Raw genomic sequence first — 18,068 nt, 5'->3', positions numbered from 1 at the left:
GTCCCCACATGCAAACCATGAACACGACCCGAAATCCGTCCCCCAAGACCGATCTGGCGGTGACCCACGTGCTGGCTCAACTGCTGGAGAGGCTTGAGCACAGCGCAGTGCCGGTCGGCGCCGAGCAGTACCGCTCGGTGGTCGAGCACTTGGTGCATGAATTCGAAGACGTCGAGCCCGGTGCCGAATTGGGCCAGTTGCTCGATGCCTATCCGGCCGCCTCCGAGGTCTACGAAAATATGAATTACCAGCACGCCGGCCTTTGCCGCTCGGCGCTGGACGTTTCCCTGGCCGCCGAAGGCGCTGCCAAGGAAGCCATTGCCCGCGCCATGCGCGGTGACGAATCGAACAAGGACAAGATGCATGGCCAAGGGTGAAGTGAAAACGGCAGTGGTGGCGGACGGGCTGCGCTACAAATCGAAGGCGCCGGGTTCGCCGTTCCGCGCCTCGGCGTCGTTCAGCGGGGCCACGATGTCCTGCTTCATGTGCGGCAAGCACCGCGTGCGTTCGCAGCTGCGCACGCGCCAGGTGCTGGGCAAGTCGCAGACCGTCTGCGCGCCTTCGTGCAAGGCCCTCGACGAGGCCCTCGAGGCCGAAGCATCGTCGAGTTGAGCGCCTAGCACGGCGCCGCGTCGCGTTGGCGACATGGCCTCATCGGCATGTCGTCGATTGCCTTCCATCCCGGTCGCAATCGATATACAGTTGGACACAAATGATGCAAGTAATTGCATTTAATCTAAAGTTCTAATTTGTAGCCGATGACCACTCAAATCCAGCAAGAAGGCGATCGGTGCCCCGCAGCGGGCGTGGATTTTTCTCTGCGTGGAGGGCCTGAGCTGTGAACAAGCCGCGCCACGTTGTCATGCAGGTCGTCAAGCGCTCGTCCGGCAGCGCCACGCACCACGTCGAATTCCTGATGGACGACAACTTTGCCGAGCGCCTGCGTCAATTGCGCTCGCTGGTACCGCCACTGGGTGCCCTCAACAAGCAACGCGACCTCGTGATCGACAAGGTGCGCGTGCGCCTGCCCAACGCCATCTGGCGCTCGGGCAACGAGATCGCCATCGACGGCGGGGTGGACGGCTCCTGCATCGTGATCGCGGCCGAGGGCTCGTTCAACTGCGGCGGCAAGGACCGCCGCACGCGCGAAAAACTCGTCACCTACAACTTCTCGATCGCACGCCTGATCGAGCTGCACGGCGAACGCCCCGAGGGCGAAACGCTCTACATCCGCGATGGCGTGTTCGCCAACGACGAACCGGCCGAATCACCGGCTGGCCGCTGGGTGGCATCCATGCACGAACTCGAAGTGGTGATGCGCGTGCCCGACGCACCGTCGGACTTCGACACGCTGCACGACCTCACGATGCGCGCCGACGGGCAGCCGACGCAGGCGGGGGCGCTGAGCCCGCACCGCGCCAGCATCTACTGACCCCGGCTGACGAACTCAGGCCGACGTTGCCGCAGGCCCGCCCACGGGCGTGAACTGCGCGCCGTTGTCGGCCAGCCAGCGCGCCGAGAGGCTGCTGTCCTGCTGGTCGGGATGGAAGTCGCTGCGCAGGTACTGGCGCCAGCCCGCGAGATTGCCCCGCAGCAGGCCGCCGCGGCCCAGCAGGATGCGTGCGGCGCTCTTCCAAGTGGCCCACTTCCACAGTTGCTTTTCATGCCGCAGGTTGTCGACCGTCTGGCGCATCAGGTCGCCGAGGAACATCACCGTCACGCGGCGGAACCAGCGCGTGCGCCATTCGTCGGAGCCGCCCGCGGCCTTGTAGATGTCGAAGGCGACGCTCTTGTGCTCCAGCTCTTCCGCGCTGTGCCACAGCCACATCGTGCGCAGCCGGGGCTCGGCGCCGTCGAGGATCTCGGGGCGGGCCAGCAGCCACTCGGCGAACATGGCCGTGAAGTGCTCGGTGGCCGCCGTCACGGCCAGCGCGTGGCGCGGATCGGCGCCGTCCATCAGTTCCATGCGCTCGCTGGCGCGCGCGGTCCAGCGGTCGACCAGGCCTTGCTGCTCCAGGTGCGCGTTGAACAGCGAATGGATGCGCCGGTGCGTGGCCTCCTGGCCGATGAAGCCGCGCACGTCGGCGCGGTAGCGTTCCTGCACCTCGGGCGGCAGCGTGGCCATGGCGTCGCGCACGGCGTCGATGAAGAACTGCTCGCCGAAGGGGAAGCTCATCGAAAGGGCATTGAAGAAAGCCGTCGAGAAGGCATCGCCGCCGCACCAGTCGCGCGAGAAGGGCGGTTGCAGGTCGATCAGCAGGCGGCGGACTACGAGTTCGGTCATGGGAGGGCAATTCCTGAGGTCGTGGGCACAATGGTTGGTACATATCCGTACCGCATGCCGCCATGGTGCAATTGTGAATTGGTACTGTCAAGTACCAAGGCGTAGGAAAATGAATCGCACATGACTGCCACCATCGACAAAACCGCCACGCCCGATGCCGCCGAAGGCGCGCCCAGCGAGCACTACGCGCGGCTGCTGCAGGGCATGGCGCATGCCGTGGCGGCCAAGGGCTACGCCGACACCACCATCGCCGACATCGTGCGCGAGGCGGCCGTGTCGCGGCGCACGTTCTACGAGCACTTCAGCACCAAGACCGAGTGCCTGATCGCGCTGTACGAAACGGCCAGCCGGCTCGGCCTGCAGGCCGTGAGCGAGGCCTTCGACCCGGCCCAGCCCTGGCACACGCAGGTGGAGCAGGCGATGACCGCCTACATGGACTACCTCGCCCAAGACCCGGTGCTGCTGCGCACGCTGTTCGTCGAGATCCTCGGGCTCGGCCTGCCGGGCCTGGCGGCGCGGCGGCGCGTGAACGGCGAGATCGCCAACTTCATCCAGGTGGCGATCAACAGCAGCGATTCAGGTGAGGTGCCCGCGGCGCACATGAGCAGCCAGATGGCGATGACGGTGGTGGGCGGCATCAACGAACTGGTGCTGCAGGCCATCGAGCAGGACCGCGTGGGCGACCTGCGCGAGCTGGTGGCGCCAGCCACGCGACTGGTGCGCGCGGTTGCGGCCGACAGTCGACGCTAAGCCTGCTCGGCCTTGCGCGGTGAGGCCGCGGCCCACAGCACGAGCAGTCCCGCCACCACCATCGCCGCCAGCGCGCCGAGGTACGGCAGCACGTCGTGCAGCGGCGCCCCCATCTGGTTGAGCCGCAGCGAGGCCTGGATGCCTGCCGTGCTCGGGAACAGCCAGCGCAGCGCCTGCAGCGGCGCGGGCAGGGCCTCGACGGGCCACGAGAAGCCCGAGAGAAAAGCCATCGGCAGCGCAGTGAAGAGCAGCACCTGCAACGCGCGTTCGCGGTCGCGGAACCAGCAGCCCAGCAGCAGTCCGAGCACGCAGATCGCGGGCACGTAGAACAGCAGCAGCACCAGCGCGGCGAACGGATTGCCGCCGCGCGGGTAGTCCTGCAGGAAGAACACCCAGCCGAAATAGAACAGGCCGCTCAGCACGCCGAAGCCCGACAGCGCGCCCAGCCGCCCCAGCCACGCACCCATGCCTGCGCGCAGCCGGCCGGCCTCGGCCCAGGTGCCGGCCAGCATCGCGGCGCCCATCAGCAGCGTCTGCTGCAGGATCAGCAGCGCCACCGCCGGCACCACGTAGCTGCCGTAGCCCTCGGTCGGGTTGAACAGAGCGACCAGCTGCGTGTTGAGCGGGCTGCGGCTGCGCGCGGCCTGGACCGCGCTTTGGCCGCCGGCCTGCAGCTTGCGGATCTCGACACCGGCCGACACCGTGCCCACCGCTTCGGAGAAGCCGTACAGCACCGCCTTGTTCAGCAGCGCATAGGCGCCGTTGCCCTCGATGCTCACCACCGCCGACGTGCCGCGCAGCACGTCGCGCTTGAGGTCCTGCGGCAGCAGGGCGTAGCCCTCGATCTCGCCGCGCCACAGCGCCTGCTGCGCCTCGTGCACATCGGACGTGACCATGCGCACGTCCAGCCGCGGGCTGGCCATGGCGAAGCGCGCGATCTGCCGCGAGAGCCCGCTGTGGTCCTGGTCGACCACCGCCACCGGCACCCGCGTGACGGCCTGCGTGCCGTAGGGCCACGGGTAGAAGAAGCCGTAGATGATGGGCGCGAGCAGCATGATCAGCAGCACGCCCTTGTCGCGCAGCACGCCGAGCGCGGTGTCGCGCCAGGCGGCGGCGAAGCCTGGGATGCGCGTGCTCATCAGCGGCCTCCCCACGTCTCGGGCGCCGCGGCGGCGCGCACCAGTAGCGTGGCCGATACGGCCAGCAGCACCGCGGTGCCCACCACCATCCACAGCGGCGTGGCGGCCGAGTAGGCCAGGGGCGCGCCCATCTGCAGCTGCTCCATCTGCACGCGGATGTAGTGCGTGTAGGGCAGCAGGCCGGCCCACAGCTGCGCGAGCACCGGCATGGCAACCAGCGGAAAGCCCACGCCGCCGAACGCGAAGGCCGGCGCGGTGATGAAGCCGGTGGCCGACAGCGCGGTGCGCAGCGAGCGCGTGAGGCTGGCCACGAAGGCGCCGAGCGCGATCGACAGCGCCAGGAACACCATCAGCGCGAACAGCGTCCATCCCACCGACCCGACCGGGTGCCAGCCGCGGCCCGCCGTGATCCACAGCATGGCGGCCAGGCCCACCGCCGACAGGCTCGCGAAGGGCAACACCAGCTTGCCCGCCAGCGCGGCCAGCGCTTCGGGCCAGCGCGGCGCGGCGCCGAGCCAGCCGCCCAGGCTGCGGTCGCGCAGCTCGCGGCCCACGGCCCAGGCGCCAGCCGTCATCGCAAGGATGTGCAGCAGCGCCGGAATGAGCGCGGCGCCGAGAAACTGCTCGTAGTCGGTCGAGGTGTTGAACAGCGCCACCATGCTGGCCTTGACCGGGTCCATGCTGACGCGCGCGGCCTTCATCGACTCGCCGCGCTTGTTGCGCACCGCGAGCTCGACGCCGGCCGATACCGTGGCGACGGCGGTGCGCACGTCGCGCTGGATCAGGCTCGAATGCGTGCCCAGCTGCGCGTTGTGCAGCAGCACGACCTGCCCGACGCGGCCCTGCTTGACGTCTCGGCTCAGCTCGCGCGGCAGCTGCACCGCGGCGTCGACGGCGCCGCTGGTGAGCGCGCGCTGCATCTCGCCTTCGTCGGCGTACTGCTGCGCCACGCGCAGGCCCGGCGTGGCGTCCAGGAAGCGCACCAGCTGGCGCGAGAGGGCGGAGTGGTCCTGGTCGAGCACGCCGATCGGCAGGCGCGTGGGCAGGCCGGCCGAGAAGATCCACCAGATCAGGAACACCGCGAGCAGCGGCACCCACGAGATCATGGCCAGGTCCCACGGACGCGTGCGCAGCAGCGCGAATTCGCGCCGGGCGCTGGCGGTGGAAAAGCCGCGCAGGCTCATGGCGGGTGCGGCGTCAGTCGACCAGAACGCTCATGCCGGGGCGCGCGCCTTCGATCGGCTTGAGCGGCCGGGCGCGGACCTCGAAGGTGCGCACGTCGAAGCCGGCGCCGCCGCGCGTGGCGCGCCAGGTGGCGAAGTCGGGCAGCACGCCGCTGTAGTACACCTTGAAGCGGGCGGTGCGCCGGTCCTCGGGCAGGGCGGGCAGGCGGGCGTCGAATTCCTTGTCGAGCGCGAAGCGGGCCAGCCGGTCTTCGCGCACGTTGAGCACCACCCACTGGTCGTTCAGGTCGACCACCGTGGCCACGGCCACGCCCTGCGGCGAGAGTTCGCCGACCTTGGCGAGCACCTTGGCCACTTCGCCGCCGACCGGGCTGCGCAGCTCGGTCTCGGCCTTCGCGGCTTCCACCTCGGCGACCACGCCGGCCACCTGCCGCGCCTGTGCGTTGGCAGCGGCCTTGTCCTCGGGGCGGGCGCCGGTGCGCGCCATGTCGTACTGCGCCTTGGCCGCCACGGCGGCGTCGCGCGAGGCCTTCCAGTTGGCCTCGGCCTCATCGCGCTTCTGGTCGGCCACGAGGCCGTCGCGCGCCAGGCCGTCGACACGGCGAAACGACGTCTGCGCGAGCTGGGCGGCGGTCTCGGCGCGCTGCCACTGCATGCGCGCCATTTCGATCTCCTGCGGGCGGGCGCCGTTCTGCGCCTTGTCGGCCACGGCCTGCGCGGCCTGCTCGGCGGCGGTGGCCTGCGCCAGCTTGGCGCGCACCTCGGGGCTGTCCATGCGCACCAGCAGGGCGCCGGCCTGGATGCGGTCGCCTTCCTTCACGGCCACTTCGGCGATGCGGGCCGTGACCTTGCCGGCCACGTCGGTTTCGCGCGCCTCCATCTGGCCCTGGAACACTTCGGGCGCCGGCTGCGCGGCGCGCCAGAAGCCCCAGACGAGCAGCACCAGCACGAGCAGTGCGGCGGCGATGGTGATCAGTCGGCGGGTCTTGGCACTCATCATGGTCAGTTCACCTTCACGTCGGCGCGCGCGATGTAGTCGGAAAAAGTCTCGGACAGGCCCGCGCTCTCGAGCAGCTGCGCGAGCGCCTGCACGTAGTCGTTGGCGGCCTGCGCGCGTTCGGTCAGCACCTTGGCCTGGTTGGTCTCGGCGTCGATCAGGTCGAGCGTGGTGCTGGTGCCTTCGCGCAGCCCGGCGGTGCGCAGCTTGACCACCTCCTGCGCGAGCTCGACCGAGACCTTCATCTCGAGGTACTGGCGGCGTGCGTTGTCCAGCGCGCGCCAGTTGCGTTCGACCAGCAGCGAGATGTCGCTGCGCGCCTGCAGGTCGGTGCGCTCGGCCTGTTCGACCTGCTTGTGCGAGGCGGCCGACAGCGCGTTGCGGTCGACCGAGTCGTACAGCGTCCAGCGCACGCCCAGGCCGGCCACCCAGTCGGCGTTGCCGCTCTTGATCTCGCGCGTGCCGAAGGCGATGACCTGCGGACGGCGCAGGGCTTCTTCGCCTTCGTGCAGCTGCTCGGCCTGCGCCTTCTTGGCCGCGACCTTGCCCAGGCCCGGATGCCGCGTGAGCGCCGCATCGATGAAGTGGCCGAGCGGTTCGATCGGCGCGCTGATGAGAAACAGCGGCGTCTGCGGCGTGACGCTGCCTTCGGCGCGCACCGTGCGCGCCAGGGCCACGCCTGCGAGCGCGGCGTCGTTCTCGGCCTTGCGGGCGTTGCGGCGCGCTTCTTCATACGCGGCGCTGGCCTGCAGCCGCTCGACGCGCGAGATCACGCCGGCCGCGAGCATCTTCTGCGCAGCCGCGTCGTGCTGCGCGATGGTGCGCTCGGCCTGCAGGCGCAGCGTGGCGGCGCGCTGCGCGAGCTGGGCGCCGAAGTAGCGCTGCACCAGCAGCGTATCGACCTCGTGGCCGGCCTGTTCGGCGTCGGCCTGGGCCTCGCGCGCCTGCGCCGAGACAAAGCCGCGCACCGCGTCGGTCGCGCCGCCCAGGTAGAGCGGCCACACGGCCGACACCGAGGCGTTGGCGCCGGTGTCGTGGCGGTTCAGCGTGTAGCTGTTGGGCAGCTGCGGAATCGGCACGCGCGAGACGAAGCTCTGGATCGACGGCGGCAGCGACGAGCCGATCTGGCCGAGCTTCTGGTTGAGCGGATCGAGGTCGAGGTTCAGGTTCGCGTTGTACGCATAGGCCAGCCCCGAGATGCTGACCACCGGCCCGCCCAGGCGCTTGACGCCTTCGCTCTGCAGTTCCTTGGCCTCGACGGCGATGCGCGCGGCGGCCAGCTTGTCGGAGCGCTCGACCATGCGCTGGCGCGCGGCGTCGAAGCTCAGCGCCAGCGTGGAGGTGGTGTCGCCGCGGGCCTGCTGCTGCGCGAAAGCCGCGCCGCCGAGGAAGGCCGGCAACAGCAGCAGGGACGGAAGAAGGGCGAGGCGAGGTCGTGTCATCGGCATCAGGCGGTCTTGTGCAGCAGGGCGTCGAGCTCCTGCTGCAGGATCACGGGAAAGGCGGCCTGCACCGCCCCGGTGGCCAACGGCCGTGCTTTCTCGAGCAGCTGCGCGGCGCGGCCGGCATCGAGGGCGTCGCCGGAGAGCAGGCTGTCGGCCAGCGTGCGCAGCCAGCGCCGCGCCACGGTGCGCAGCGTGCGCACCATGGTTTCCTGCATGCCGATGACCGCTTCGAGCGGCAGGCCCAGCGCAGCGAGCTGTTCGGCGACCTGGCCGAGCGCCGGGCTCAGCACCTGCACCTGGCCGTCGGGCAGTTCGCGCATGAGGCCGGCGCGGGTGGCGCGGCCGAGCAGGGCGGGCGTCATCTGTCCTTGCCATTTGGTGGCCAGCGCCTGGGCCGACACCACCACGGGCGTTTCTTCGGCGAACAGGCTGCCCGACACCGAGCGGGCCACGGCCAGCAGGTCGGGCCAGGTGGAGGCCGGCGCGCGCGTGAAGATGCGGCGGATCGCCTCGATGCCGAAGCCCTGTTCACGCAGTTCGCGGATCAGCGCCAGGCGTTGGACGTGGTCGGGGCCATACAGGCCGAGCCGGCCCTGCAGCCGCGGCGGCGGCAGCAGGCCGCCCGTGGTGTAGGCGCGGATGTTGCGCACCGTGACGCCCGTGCGCGCCGCCAGGGCCTCGATGGAGAGGTCCTGCAAGGCGGTGGAATCGGGTGTGGCGGTGGATGCGTTCATGTGACAGTTTCAATGTTACATCGAAAATGTTGCATAAAACCAACCCGGATCGCGCGGTCCGGGCGGGGCATCCTCAGCCCGGCTTGCGCTGCGCCGGGTCGTAGAAGAACTGTTCTTCGGCGATGCGCTCGCCGTCCCAGCGCTGCCAGGCGATCTCTTCCATGCGCATGCGCCCGCCGCCTTTGAACGTGAACTCGAAGATCCAGTGAATGCCGACGTGGTCGCCGTTCACCAGCACCGGCCGCACGCAGGTCGACACCACCGACTCGGTGCGCGCGAGCACGGCGCTTTCCTGCGCGACCAGCGTGCTGCGCCCGCGCCGCGGCTCGGCCTGGTTCTCGCGCATCGTGGCGTCTTCGGTGTAGAAATCTTCGATGACCTGGGCATGTGCGCCGCCTTCGACGGCGGCAATGAAGGCTTCGAGCCGGGCGGGCGTGGGCATGTCAGGACTTCACTTTCACTTCGACGCGGCGCGCTTCCGAGGCCGGCCCGTCGGCCTGCGACTGCTCGGGCTTGGCGAGTTCGATCTTGTCCTCGGGCGCGCCCGCCGCCTTGATGGCGTCGCGCACGGCCATGGCGCGCTGCTTGGCCAGCTCGGCGTTCTTGGCGGCGTCGCCGCTGGCGTCGTGGTAGCCGCTCACCAGCACGGTGCTGCCGCTCTGCACGGCCTTGATGACATCGGACAGCGCCTCCTTGGCGTTGGGCGCGACCTCGGCGCTGGCACTTGCGAAGTAGAACTTCACGATGCCGTTCTCGACCTTCACCGCCGCAGCTTCGGTGGCCCCCACGGCCGCCGAGGCGAGGGTGGCGGCCGGCGTGGCCGCCGGCGCCATCGCGGCGGGAGCGGTGGCTGCAGGCGGGGTCTCGATCTTGGTCGGCACGGCCGCTGCCGCATCGCCGGCGTGGAACTTGACCACCAGCGGCACGATCAGCAGCGCCACGATGTTGATGATCTTGATCAGCGGATTCACCGCCGGGCCGGCCGTGTCCTTGTAGGGGTCGCCCACGGTGTCGCCGGTGACGGCGGCCTTGTGCGCCTCGGAGCCCTTGCCGCCGTGGTGGCCGTCCTCGATGTACTTCTTGGCGTTGTCCCACGCACCGCCACCCGTGCACATCGAGATGGCGACGAACAGGCCGGTGACGATGGTGCCCATCAGCAGGCCGCCCAGCGCCTTCGGCCCGAGCAGCAGGCCGACCAGGATCGGCACCACCACCGGCAGCAGCGACGGGATCATCATTTCCTTGATGGCCGCGCCGGTCAGCATGCCCACGGCCTTGCCGTACTCGGGCTTGCCGGTGCCTTCCATGATCCCGGGGATCTCGCGGAACTGGCGGCGCACTTCTTCCACCACCGCACCGGCCGCGCGGCCCACGGCCTCCATGGCCATTGCGCCGAAGAGGTAGGGAATCAGGCCGCCGATGAACAGGCCGACGATCACCATCGGGTCGCTCAGGTTGAAGCTGATGTTCAGCCCGAAGCTTTCCAGCTTGTGGGTGTAGTCGGCAAAGAGCACCAGCGAGGCCAGGCCGGCCGAGCCGATCGCGTAGCCCTTGGTCACGGCCTTGGTGGTGTTGCCCACCGCGTCCAGCGGGTCGGTGATGTCGCGCACGCTGGCGGGCAGCTCGCTCATCTCGGCAATGCCGCCGGCGTTGTCGGTGATGGGGCCGTAGGCGTCCAGCGCCACCACGATGCCGGCCATGCTCAGCATTGACGTCGCGGCCACCGCAATGCCGTACAAGCCGGCCAGCGAGTACGAGGCCAGGATCGCGATGCACACGAAGATCACCGGCCAGGCCGTCGAACGCATCGACACGCCCAGGCCCGCGATGATGTTGGTGCCGTGGCCGGTGGTCGACGCTTGCGCGATGTGCTGCACGGGCTTGTACTGCGTGCCGGTGTAGTACTCGGTGACCCACACCAGCGCGGCCGTGAGCGCCAGGCCCACGAAGCAGGCGCCGAACAGCTTCAGCTGGCTGCCGCTGGCAGAGATGGCGTTGTCGGGAATGATCCAGCTCGTGACGAACCAGAACGCGATCAGCGACAGGATGCCCGCCACCGCCAGCCCCTTGTAGAGCGCCGGCATCACGTTGACCATGCCCGGCGAGGCCTTCACGAAGAAGCAGCCGATGATCGACGCGATGATCGACACGCCGCCCAGCGCCAGCGGGTACAGCACCGCGTCCAGCGGGGCCGCCGTGACCATCAGCGCGCCCAGCACCATGGTGGCGATCAGCGTCACGGCGTAGGTCTCGAACAGGTCGGCCGCCATGCCGGCGCAGTCGCCGACGTTGTCGCCCACGTTGTCGGCGATCACCGCCGGGTTGCGCGGGTCGTCTTCCGGAATGCCGGCCTCGACCTTGCCCACCAGGTCGGCACCGACGTCAGCGCCCTTGGTGAAGATGCCGCCGCCCAGGCGCGCGAAGATCGAGATCAGCGAGGAGCCGAAGGCAAAGCCGATCAGCGGATTGAGGATGGCGGCAAGGCTGTGGTCCGCCTTCGGCGCGCTGCCGGCGAGGAACCAGTAGAAGCCCGTCACGCCCAAGAGGCCCAGGCCCACCACCAGCATGCCGGTGATGGCGCCGCCGCGAAACGCCACATCGAGCGCCGGGCCGATGCCCTGGGTCGCGGCTTGCGCCGTGCGCACATTGGCGCGCACCGACACGTTCATGCCGATGAAGCCGCAGGCGCCCGAGAGCACCGCGCCGACCACGAAGCCGGCGGCCGTGGTCAGGTCGAGGAAGAGGGCGATGAGCACCGCGAGCACCACGCCCACCACCGCGATGGTGGTGTACTGCTTGGCGAGGTAGGCCGAGGCGCCGGCCTGGATGGCTGCGGCGATTTCCTGCATCCGGGCGTTGCCCGGGTCCTTGGCGAGAATCCAACTTCGGGCCCAGAAACCGTAGCCCACGGCCACCAGGCCGCAGACGATGGCAAGAATCAGGGGGGTGTTGCCGCTCATGCTTTGCTTCTCCATTCGTTCGTTGTGACTTGTGGAGACGGACAGCCTGGGCCCTGCGCGCAACGCGTACGGGACCATGTTCTCCGCCGCGTTGCTTCCTCGAAGCTCGCTGCACCGAAGGTGCGGAGCCGATTGGCCAACGCTTGCAATTTACAGGCAAAAACACACACGCGTGCGACCGGTCCGTGACACGGAAAGTAAACTCCGGGTTTGTCCCCATCCGTCTCATACTTTTCAACTACTCGAAAAACGTCATGTCCTTCGACAAAGTCTCCCCCGGCAAGAACGTCCCCGACGCCTTCAATGTCGTGATCGAAATCCCGATGAACGCCGACCCGATCAAGTACGAAGTCGACAAGGAATCGGGCGCGATCTTCGTGGACCGCTTCATGACGACGGCCATGTACTACCCCGCCAACTACGGCTACGTGCCGCAGACCCTGTCGGGCGACGGCGACCCGGTCGACGTGCTGGTGATTGCCCCGTACCCGCTGCTGCCGGGCGTGGTCGTGCCCTGCCGCCCACTGGGCATCCTGATGATGGAAGACGAAGCCGGCGTCGACGGCAAGGTGCTGGCCGTGCCCACCGACAAGGTGCTGCCGATCTACAGCCACTGGAAGTCGGTCGACGACGTGAACCCGATGCGCCTGAAGGCCATCAGCCACTTCTTTGAGCACTACAAGGACCTGGAAGCCGGCAAGTGGGTCAAGGTGCTGGGCTGGGAAGGCATCGACGCCGCCAAGAAGGAAGTTCTGGACGGCATCGCCGCGTACAAGAAGTAATTTTTTCTTTCGCCTGAAAGAGACGGCCTGGATGCTCCGGGCCGTCAGCCCTGGACCGCATCCCCGGCCAGCCGCATCCATTCGCGGTTGACGCCTCGCGCATGCGAGTTCCAGTGGCGCGCCGCCTGCTGCAGTTCGTCCCATTGACGGCGCGCACCGGCGGTGTCGCCTTGCTGCGCCAGCCATGCGATGTAGCGGGCGCGCGTTTCCACCGTGTTGTAGGTGTTCAGCGCCGCCTCGAAGGCTTCGCGCTTCCGTCGTGCGGCCCTCGGCGGCGAGCGCGCGGGCGTTCAGTACGGCGACCTCGTCCTTGCGGTAGTCGTCGCGCGTGGCACGCAGGGCCTGCAGTGCCAAGTGCGCCTCGCGGCCCGAGGCTGGGCTGCCTTCGGCGACCAGGGCGCTGGCCAGGCCGAACTGCAGTTCGGGGTCGGAAGCGAAGGGGCCTTTCAGTGCGTCGCGGTAGTGCCCGACGGCGTCGGCCGCCTGGCCGCGGTCGAGTGCCGCCTTGGCCAGGCGCAGCTTGTTCTGCGCCGTGGGTGCGAGGTCGTAGGCCTCGGCGGCGGCGCGGTATTCGCGCTCGGGGTCGATGAAGCCGATGGCTGCACTGGCCACCTTGCCGGCGGTGCGCTGCATGCGCGAGGCCGGCAGGTACTCGACCACGAAGTACACGATGCTGCCGAGCAGCGGAAAGCTGAAGAGGATGATGAGCCAGTACATCTGCTTGCCGTGGCGCATGGCATGCACGGCGAAGTACAGCGCGATGAGGATGTGCAGTCCCAGTCCGACGAATGGCATCGGTGCTCCCTGTGTGTTGTGTGTGGTTGTTTGAGTGCCGGGCGGCTTTATAGCAGCCCCCGGCGCTCCCACGCCGCTCAGGTCGCCTTGAATGGGCTGCGTTCGCCGAGGTGGTCCAGGTAGTTCTCGATGCCGGCGCCCTCGCGCTCGAGGAAGCGCTCGACCGCGTCCGCGAACGACGGGTGCGCGAGCCAGTGGGCGCTGGTGGTGCGCACCGGCATCAGCGCGCGGGCCATCTTGTGCTCGCCTTGCGCGCCGCCTTCGAAGCGTGCCGCACCGTGCGCGATGCACCAGGCGATCGGCTGGTAGTAGCAGGCCTCGAAATGCAGGCAATCGACGCGCTCCAGTGCGCCCCAGTAGCGGCCATAGGCCACCAGCGGTTGGGCCTCGTCGGTGGAGAGCGCGATCAGGCTGGTCGCGATGGGGCGCCCGTCGCGCTCCGCCACGAACAGCAGCCACGCCTCGGGCAGCGTGTCGGCCATGCGCAGGAAGAAATCGCGCGTGAGGTAGGGCGGGTTGCCGTGCTCGCGGTAGGTGCGCTCGTAGCAGCGGTAGAAGAAATCCCAGTCGGCCTTGGAGATGTCGGTGCCGCGCGACCAGCGGAAGCTGACGCCGGCCTCGGCGACCTTGCGACGTTCCTGGCGGATCTTCTTGCGCTTGTCGTGCGCGAGGCTGGCGAGGAAGGCGTCGAAGTCTGTGTAGCTCGGCTGCGTGTTCGTCCAATGGAACTGCACCGTATGGCGCCGCATGAGCCCGGCTTCGGTGCACGCGGCGATGTCGGCGTCGGCGCCGAACAGCAGATGCAAAGACGAAAGTTCCTGTTCCTTGCAGACCGCCACCAGCGCCTGCACCAGCAGCGTGCGGCTTGGCGCGTCGCGTGCCAGCAGCCGGGCGCCGGGCACCGGCGTGAAGGGCGCTGCCACCACGGCCTTCGGGTAATAGGCGAGCCCGTGCTGCTCGTAGGCGTTGGCCCAGGCCCAGTCGAACACGTACTCGCCGTAGGAATGGTCCTTGAGGTAGAGCGCGCAGGCGGCTTCGAGCATGTCACCGCGCCACAGCGTGACGAACTGCGGCGTCCATCCGCGCTCGGGCGAGGCGCTGCCGCTGTCGTGCATCGCCGCGAGGTATTCGTGGTGCATGAAGGGCGAGGGCTCGGGCTGCGCGGCGAGCAGGGCGTTCCAGGCTTGCGGGTCGATGTCCGACGGCGACGCCAGAACCCGAATGACATAATCGTTCAAGCCTTTTTCTTCCTTCTGTATGACGCTCAAGCTCGCCATCGCGCAACTCAATTTTGTGGTGGGCGACCTCGTCGGCAATGCGCAGAAGATCGTCGGCGCCGCACGCGAGGCCTACGCGCAAGGCGCGCGCCTTCTGCTGACACCCGAACTCTCGATTGCCGGCTACGCGGCGGAGGACCTGTTCCTCCGTCCCGCCTTCACCGAAGCCTGTGATGATGCCGTGAAAGGCATCGCCGCCGCGCTGGCCGACCTCAAAGACATGGTCGTGGTGGTGGGGCATCCCAGCGGCGGCAGCCTGCGCAGCCGCTCGGTGACGGTGCCGCTGCGCCACAACGCGGCCAGCGTGATCAAGGAAGGCCGCATCCTCGAGACCTACGCCAAGCGCGAACTGCCGAACTACCAGGTGTTCGACGAGCGCCGCTACTTCACGCCGGGGCAGGGCACCTGCGTGTTCGAGGCGGGCGGTGTGTCGGTCGGCCTGCTGATCTGCGAAGACGCCTGGTTCGACGCGCCGGCCGAGCTGGCGCGCGCCGGCGGTGCCGAGGTGCTGGCGGTGATCAACGCCTCGCCGTACCACGTGGGCAAGGAAGGCGAGCGCGTGGCGCGCATGGCCGACCGCGCACGCGCCGTGGGCCTGCCGCTGGTCTACGCGCACCTGGTGGGCGGGCAGGACGAGGTGGTGTTCGACGGCGCCTCGTTCGCGCTGCAGGCCGACGGCGCACTGGCCGCGCAGGCCGAGAGCTTTCGCGAGCGGCTGGTCTTCATGGAACTCGCCCGCGGGGCACAGGGCGGTGTCGCCGTCGTGGCCGATCCGTCGGCCATTGCTGCGCCGCGCGACGCCGAGGCGCAGCTGTGGGACGCCCTGGTGCTCGGCGTGCGCGACTACATCGGCAAGAACGGCTTTCCGGGCGCGATCCTGGGGCTGTCGGGCGGCATCGATTCGGCGCTGGTGCTCGCGATCGCGGTCGACGCGCTGGGCAAGGACAAGGTCCGTGCGGTGATGATGCCGTCGCCCTACACGGCCGACATCAGCTGGATCGACGCGCGCGACATGGCCGGCCGCCTGGGCGTGCGCTATGACGAAATTTCGATCAAGCACACCTTTGAATCCTTCAAGGCCGCGCTGGCCGGGGAGTTCGCGGGCCGGCCGGAAGACACGGCCGAGGAGAACATCCAGGCCCGCATCCGCGGCACGCTGCTCATGGGGCTGTCGAACAAGTTCGGCGCCATCGTGCTGACCACCGGCAACAAGAGCGAGATGGCCACCGGCTACTGCACGCTCTACGGCGACATGGCGGGCGGTTTCGCGGTCATCAAGGACCTGCTCAAGACCACGGTGTTCGCGCTGGCGCGCTGGCGCAATGCCCACGACCCGTACGGCACCGGGGCGGCGCCGATTCCCGAGCGCATCATCACGCGGCCCCCGAGTGCCGAGCTGCGCCCCGACCAGACCGACCAGGACAGCCTGCCGCCCTACGACGTGCTGGACGGCATCCTGGCACGCTACATGCAGGACGATGAAGGCATCGACGAGATCATTGCCGCGGGCTACGACCGTGCGGTGGTCGAGCGGGTTGCGCGGCTCATCAGGATCAACGAATACAAGCGGCGCCAGGCGCCCGTAGGCATCCGGGTCACCCACCGAAGCTTCGGCAAGGATTGGCGTTACCCTATCACCAGCAAGTTCAACGAAACCGCCGGAGCACAAAAACCATGAAGCAGATCACCGCCATCGTCAAACCCTTCAAGCTCGAGGACGTGCGCGAAGCCCTCGCCGAGGTGGGTGTCACCGGCCTCACGGTGACCGAGGTCAAGGGTTTCGGCCGCCAGAAGGGCCACACCGAGCTGTACCGCGGCGCCGAGTACGTGGTCGACTTCCTGCCCAAGATGAAGGTCGAAGTGGTCGTCAACGAGAGCGACGTGGAGCGCTGCATCGAGGCCATCGTGAGCTCGGCGCGCACCGGCAAGATCGGCGACGGCAAGATCTTCGTGACCGAGGTGGAGCGCATCGTGCGCATCCGCACCGGCGAAGAAAACGAAAACGCAGTCTAGCCAGGCTCGCCCCCAGGCTTCGCGCACTTCGTGTCGCTTCGCCAACCCCCTACCGGGGGCAACACCAGAGGCCCGGCAAAGCCGGTTCCTCGGTGTTCGCTGGAAGGGGACGGGGCCCGGTCAGAGGTTCTCTGACAGGCGGTCGTCGCGGGGGTGCAGGGGGACTTCGGCGCGCAGCGCGGTCAGCAGTTCGGGCACGTCGGTGCCGGTGTGCACCAGGTCCATCTGCCATTCGCCCATGAAGCCCTCGCGCACGCTGTGCGCCAGGAAGCTCAGCAGGCCGTCGTAGTAGCCGGCGGTGTTGAGGATGCCGGTCGGCTTGTCGTGGTAGCCGAGCTGGCGCCAGGTCCAGATCTCGAACAGTTCTTCAAAGGTGCCGATGCCGCCCGCCATCGCGAGGAAGGCGTCGGCGCGCTCGCCCATCATGGCCTTGCGCTCGTGCATGGTGTCGACGACGTGCAGCTCGTCGCACAGGGGGTTGGCCAGTTCCTTATCGACCAGGGCTTTGGGAATGATGCCGACGACGCGGCCGCCGGCCTGGCGGGTGGCCTCGGCCACTGTGCCCATCAGGCCGGTGCGGCCACCGCCGTAGACGAGCTGGCCGTTGTGGCTGCCGATCCACTGGCCTACGGCCTGGGCGGCCTGGGAAAACTCGGGGCGCTCGCCGGGGCGCGAGCCGCAATACACGCAAATCGAAAATTCAGGAGTCATCCTGCGATCATGCCGCAGGCGGCAGACCCGCTCATGACACGAAGCGTTGCCACAGGGCCGCGGCCCAGATGCCGCCGCACAGCGTGAGCGACAGCAGGACAGCGGCGCTGCCCATGTCCTTCGCGCGCTTGGAGAGGTCGTGCCATTCGGGGCCGATGCGGTCGATGGCGGCTTCCACCGCCGTATTGAGCAGCTCCACGATCATCACCAGGATGGCGCTGCCGGCGAGCAGCGCCACCTCGACCCAGCTGCGCCCGAGCCAGAAGGCGGCTGGGATCATGATCATCGACAGGATGGCCTCTTGGCGGAACGCCGGCTCGGTCCAGCCGGCGCGCAGGCCGTGCAGCGAGATCAGGGTGGCGTGCCAGACGCGCTCGAGGCCCTTGCGGGCCTTCTGCGGGTTCACGGCGGGGTCGGGCAGGGCACTCATTGGCGGCTCATCGGCTTGGAGGTGATGAGCCGCGTACCGGCCCAGGCGTCGTGCCAGAACTGGCGGTCGGGGTGAAAACGGGCCAGCAGCGCCCAGATGGCGACCCAGCCGAAGATCAGCACGGTCGATTCGCCGCCCGACAGCTTGAACGGGGCAATGGCGGCCAGCGGCGGCAGGAACCAGACCCAGCTCAGCAGGTAGCGCGCCAGTGCGCGGCCCTGGCTGACGGGCTGGCCGTGGCGGTCGACGATGCGGATGTTCCAGGTCTTCATGGCCAGCGTCTGGCCCTTGGCCCAGAACCAGACGAAGTAGACGCCGAACACCACGAACAGGAAGGCCTGCAGCAGGTGTCGCCGTTCGTCCATGGCGTCGCGCATCTGGCCCAGCGTGCTGAACAGCCAGCCGGACACGAACACGACCGCGAACAGCAGCATGCCTTCATAAAGCCAGCAGGCCATGCGACGCCAGAGGCCGGGCACGGTCGGCGAGATGCCGTGGCCGGCCGTGGTGGGAAGGGGCGAGGCCGAGTGGCCGGGACCCGAGGTCTCGGGAGAACTGGAAACCATC

At 68.6% G+C, this 18,068-nt stretch carries 20 protein-coding genes; 7 read left to right on the top strand and 13 right to left on the bottom strand.

Features of this window, described 5'->3' with window-relative positions:
• Window positions 1-8: 8 nt before the first annotated feature.
• The 3 genes from AC07OH_RS08965 to AC07OH_RS08955 all read left to right on the top strand — a co-directional run bounded on the left by AC07OH_RS08965 (window position 9) and on the right by AC07OH_RS08955 (window position 1,432).
• A complete protein-coding gene (locus AC07OH_RS08965) occupies window positions 9-377 on the top strand; it encodes a hypothetical protein (protein WP_159276639.1) in 369 nt (122 codons plus the stop codon).
• Window positions 364-612 carry a hypothetical protein gene (locus AC07OH_RS08960; RefSeq protein ID WP_056580179.1) on the top strand — a complete coding sequence of 83 codons (249 nt, stop codon included), beginning with the start codon at window positions 364-366 and terminating at the stop codon, window positions 610-612. Before AC07OH_RS08965 ends, AC07OH_RS08960 begins: the two co-directional genes overlap by 14 nt.
• Before the next feature lie 250 nt (window positions 613-862).
• Entirely contained in the window at window positions 863-1,432 is a 570-nt protein-coding gene (locus tag AC07OH_RS08955; RefSeq protein ID WP_495300345.1) for a hypothetical protein, read from the top strand.
• A gap of 15 nt (window positions 1,433-1,447) precedes the next feature.
• Here the strand turns inward: AC07OH_RS08955 and AC07OH_RS08950 are convergent, their stop codons facing one another.
• Entirely contained in the window at window positions 1,448-2,284 is an 837-nt protein-coding gene (locus AC07OH_RS08950; protein ID WP_495300344.1) for a metal-dependent hydrolase, read from the bottom strand.
• 120 nt (window positions 2,285-2,404) lie between these two features.
• Here AC07OH_RS08950 and AC07OH_RS08945 point away from each other — a divergent pair, with 120 nt between their 5' ends.
• Window positions 2,405-3,034, top strand: coding sequence for a TetR/AcrR family transcriptional regulator (locus AC07OH_RS08945; protein WP_062473073.1), 630 nt, complete (start codon window positions 2,405-2,407; stop codon window positions 3,032-3,034).
• Here AC07OH_RS08945 and AC07OH_RS08940 read toward each other — a convergent pair.
• The 7 genes from AC07OH_RS08940 to AC07OH_RS08910 all read right to left on the bottom strand — a co-directional run bounded on the left by AC07OH_RS08940 (window position 3,031) and on the right by AC07OH_RS08910 (window position 11,493).
• Complete coding sequence (locus AC07OH_RS08940) at window positions 3,031-4,173, bottom strand: ABC transporter permease (protein ID WP_495300343.1); 1,143 nt, start codon at window positions 4,171-4,173, stop codon at window positions 3,031-3,033. The genes AC07OH_RS08945 and AC07OH_RS08940 overlap by 4 nt on opposite strands.
• Window positions 4,173-5,357 carry an ABC transporter permease gene (locus AC07OH_RS08935; protein ID WP_495300342.1) on the bottom strand — a complete coding sequence of 395 codons (1,185 nt, stop codon included), beginning with the start codon at window positions 5,355-5,357 and terminating at the stop codon, window positions 4,173-4,175. Before AC07OH_RS08935 ends, AC07OH_RS08940 begins: the two co-directional genes overlap by 1 nt.
• 13 nt (window positions 5,358-5,370) lie before the next feature.
• Window positions 5,371-6,357 (bottom strand): HlyD family secretion protein, encoded by a 987-nt coding sequence (locus AC07OH_RS08930; protein ID WP_495300341.1) that lies wholly within the window; start codon window positions 6,355-6,357, stop codon window positions 5,371-5,373.
• A gap of 2 nt (window positions 6,358-6,359) precedes the next feature.
• The gene (locus AC07OH_RS08925) at window positions 6,360-7,796 is read right to left on the bottom strand and encodes a TolC family protein (protein ID WP_223301332.1); all 1,437 of its coding nucleotides are present in this window, start codon (window positions 7,794-7,796) and stop codon (window positions 6,360-6,362) included.
• A gap of 5 nt (window positions 7,797-7,801) precedes the next feature.
• Window positions 7,802-8,533, bottom strand: coding sequence for a MerR family transcriptional regulator (locus AC07OH_RS08920; RefSeq protein WP_495300340.1), 732 nt, complete (start codon window positions 8,531-8,533; stop codon window positions 7,802-7,804).
• A 73-nt stretch (window positions 8,534-8,606) separates the two neighbouring features.
• Complete coding sequence (locus AC07OH_RS08915) at window positions 8,607-8,975, bottom strand: nuclear transport factor 2 family protein (RefSeq protein WP_495300339.1); 369 nt, start codon at window positions 8,973-8,975, stop codon at window positions 8,607-8,609.
• 1 nt (window position 8,976) lies between these two features.
• Window positions 8,977-11,493, bottom strand: a complete 2,517-nt coding sequence (locus AC07OH_RS08910; RefSeq protein ID WP_495300338.1) for a sodium-translocating pyrophosphatase — start codon at window positions 11,491-11,493, stop codon at window positions 8,977-8,979.
• A 254-nt stretch (window positions 11,494-11,747) separates the two neighbouring features.
• Between AC07OH_RS08910 and ppa the strand changes: the two genes are divergently transcribed.
• Entirely contained in the window at window positions 11,748-12,275 is a 528-nt protein-coding gene (ppa, locus tag AC07OH_RS08905) for an inorganic diphosphatase (RefSeq protein ID WP_007834256.1), read from the top strand.
• Between the two features lie 44 nt (window positions 12,276-12,319).
• Here the strand turns inward: ppa and AC07OH_RS08900 are convergent, their stop codons facing one another.
• Together AC07OH_RS08900 and AC07OH_RS08895 are read right to left on the bottom strand one after the other, a co-directional pair.
• Window positions 12,320-12,487: a hypothetical protein gene (locus tag AC07OH_RS08900; RefSeq protein WP_495300337.1), complete on the bottom strand. Its 168-nt coding sequence runs from the start codon at window positions 12,485-12,487 to the stop codon at window positions 12,320-12,322.
• 660 nt (window positions 12,488-13,147) lie between these two features.
• Window positions 13,148-14,308: a GNAT family N-acetyltransferase gene (locus AC07OH_RS08895; RefSeq protein WP_495300336.1), complete on the bottom strand. Its 1,161-nt coding sequence runs from the start codon at window positions 14,306-14,308 to the stop codon at window positions 13,148-13,150.
• 19 nt (window positions 14,309-14,327) lie between these two features.
• Between AC07OH_RS08895 and AC07OH_RS08890 the strand changes: the two genes are divergently transcribed.
• On the top strand, window positions 14,328-16,025 hold the full coding sequence (locus tag AC07OH_RS08890; RefSeq protein ID WP_495300335.1) for an NAD+ synthase: 1,698 nt from the start codon (window positions 14,328-14,330) through the stop codon (window positions 16,023-16,025).
• The gene (locus tag AC07OH_RS08885; RefSeq protein ID WP_056580191.1) at window positions 16,022-16,360 is read left to right on the top strand and encodes a P-II family nitrogen regulator; all 339 of its coding nucleotides are present in this window, start codon (window positions 16,022-16,024) and stop codon (window positions 16,358-16,360) included. The genes AC07OH_RS08890 and AC07OH_RS08885 overlap by 4 nt, the downstream gene beginning before the upstream one ends.
• 120 nt (window positions 16,361-16,480) lie before the next feature.
• On the opposite strand, the gene AC07OH_RS08880 is transcribed toward AC07OH_RS08885, so the two are convergent.
• The 3 genes from AC07OH_RS08880 to AC07OH_RS08870 are packed head-to-tail and all read right to left on the bottom strand — an operon-like array spanning window position 16,481 to window position 18,067.
• A complete protein-coding gene (locus tag AC07OH_RS08880; protein WP_495300334.1) occupies window positions 16,481-17,071 on the bottom strand; it encodes an LOG family protein in 591 nt (196 codons plus the stop codon).
• A 31-nt stretch (window positions 17,072-17,102) separates the two neighbouring features.
• Window positions 17,103-17,501, bottom strand: a complete 399-nt coding sequence (locus tag AC07OH_RS08875) for a diacylglycerol kinase (protein ID WP_495300333.1) — start codon at window positions 17,499-17,501, stop codon at window positions 17,103-17,105.
• The gene (locus tag AC07OH_RS08870) at window positions 17,498-18,067 is read right to left on the bottom strand and encodes an RDD family protein (protein WP_495300332.1); all 570 of its coding nucleotides are present in this window, start codon (window positions 18,065-18,067) and stop codon (window positions 17,498-17,500) included. The genes AC07OH_RS08875 and AC07OH_RS08870 overlap by 4 nt, the downstream gene beginning before the upstream one ends.
• Window position 18,068 lies beyond the last annotated feature (1 nt).

The sequence above is a fragment of the Variovorax sp. GW821-FHT10C12 genome, assembly GCF_059415405.1.
Note: the sequence above shows the minus strand (reverse complement) of the source record. Positions and strands in the feature narration are given on the sequence as shown.

Excerpts from the sequence above, each read along its gene's own strand:
- AC07OH_RS08965 (WP_159276639.1), top strand. The coding sequence starts at position 9 with ATGCAAACCATGAACACGACCCGAAATCCGTCCCCCAAGACCGATCTG.
- AC07OH_RS08960 (WP_056580179.1), top strand. The coding sequence starts at position 364 with ATGGCCAAGGGTGAAGTGAAAACGGCAGTGGTGGCGGACGGGCTGCGC.
- AC07OH_RS08955 (WP_495300345.1), top strand. The coding sequence starts at position 863 with ATGCAGGTCGTCAAGCGCTCGTCCGGCAGCGCCACGCACCACGTCGAA.
- AC07OH_RS08950 (WP_495300344.1), bottom strand. The coding sequence starts at position 2,284 with ATGACCGAACTCGTAGTCCGCCGCCTGCTGATCGACCTGCAACCGCCC.
- AC07OH_RS08945 (WP_062473073.1), top strand. The coding sequence starts at position 2,405 with ATGACTGCCACCATCGACAAAACCGCCACGCCCGATGCCGCCGAAGGC.
- AC07OH_RS08940 (WP_495300343.1), bottom strand. The coding sequence starts at position 4,173 with ATGAGCACGCGCATCCCAGGCTTCGCCGCCGCCTGGCGCGACACCGCG.
- AC07OH_RS08935 (WP_495300342.1), bottom strand. The coding sequence starts at position 5,357 with ATGAGCCTGCGCGGCTTTTCCACCGCCAGCGCCCGGCGCGAATTCGCG.
- AC07OH_RS08930 (WP_495300341.1), bottom strand. The coding sequence starts at position 6,357 with ATGATGAGTGCCAAGACCCGCCGACTGATCACCATCGCCGCCGCACTG.
- AC07OH_RS08925 (WP_223301332.1), bottom strand. The coding sequence starts at position 7,796 with ATGACACGACCTCGCCTCGCCCTTCTTCCGTCCCTGCTGCTGTTGCCG.
- AC07OH_RS08920 (WP_495300340.1), bottom strand. The coding sequence starts at position 8,533 with ATGAACGCATCCACCGCCACACCCGATTCCACCGCCTTGCAGGACCTC.
- AC07OH_RS08915 (WP_495300339.1), bottom strand. The coding sequence starts at position 8,975 with ATGCCCACGCCCGCCCGGCTCGAAGCCTTCATTGCCGCCGTCGAAGGC.
- AC07OH_RS08910 (WP_495300338.1), bottom strand. The coding sequence starts at position 11,493 with ATGAGCGGCAACACCCCCCTGATTCTTGCCATCGTCTGCGGCCTGGTG.
- ppa (WP_007834256.1), top strand. The coding sequence starts at position 11,748 with ATGTCCTTCGACAAAGTCTCCCCCGGCAAGAACGTCCCCGACGCCTTC.
- AC07OH_RS08890 (WP_495300335.1), top strand. The coding sequence starts at position 14,328 with ATGACGCTCAAGCTCGCCATCGCGCAACTCAATTTTGTGGTGGGCGAC.
- AC07OH_RS08885 (WP_056580191.1), top strand. The coding sequence starts at position 16,022 with ATGAAGCAGATCACCGCCATCGTCAAACCCTTCAAGCTCGAGGACGTG.
- AC07OH_RS08880 (WP_495300334.1), bottom strand. The coding sequence starts at position 17,071 with ATGACTCCTGAATTTTCGATTTGCGTGTATTGCGGCTCGCGCCCCGGC.
- AC07OH_RS08875 (WP_495300333.1), bottom strand. The coding sequence starts at position 17,501 with ATGAGTGCCCTGCCCGACCCCGCCGTGAACCCGCAGAAGGCCCGCAAG.
- AC07OH_RS08870 (WP_495300332.1), bottom strand. The coding sequence starts at position 18,067 with ATGGTTTCCAGTTCTCCCGAGACCTCGGGTCCCGGCCACTCGGCCTCG.